This window comes from Polaromonas sp. P1_G2 (assembly GCF_056405515.1).
Genome location: NZ_JBFUBY010001193.1, coordinates 1 through 444 on the forward strand (window position 1 = coordinate 1; position 444 = coordinate 444).

General features: G+C 63.7%; 1 protein-coding gene. It reads right to left on the reverse strand.

Features of this window, described 5'->3' with window-relative positions; translation table 11 throughout:
* On the reverse strand, positions 1-444 hold a 444-nt coding region (locus AC1D0P_RS29725; RefSeq protein WP_477680016.1), incomplete at both ends, for an ATP-binding cassette domain-containing protein.

A 444-nucleotide genomic window follows, 5' to 3' on the forward strand; every position in this document is an offset into this window, starting at 1 on the left:
TCGCGGATGAGTTTGATGATCTCCGCATGCGCGCCGACATCGATGCCGCGGGTCGGCTCGTCGAGGATCAGCAGGCGCGGATCGGTGGCGAGCCAGCGGGCCAGGATCGCCTTCTGCTGGTTGCCGCCGGAAAGCAGCTTGATCGGCTTTTCACGGCCATCTGTGCGGATATCCAGAGCCTTGATGTAGCGGTCGGCAAGCGCATTCTGTTCGGAGCGAGGCAAGGGCCTCGCCCAGCCACGGCGTGCCTGCAGCGCCAAAATGATATTTTCACGAACCGAAAGATCGCCAATGATGCCGTCGGTCTTGCGGTCTTCGGGGCAAAAGCCGAAGCCATGCGCGATCGCGGCTTCCGGCGAACCGATCCGCTCCTGCTTGCCGTCGATCTCGATCGTGCCCTGGTCGGCCGGCCGGGCGCCGAACATGACTTCCGCGCTTTCCGTC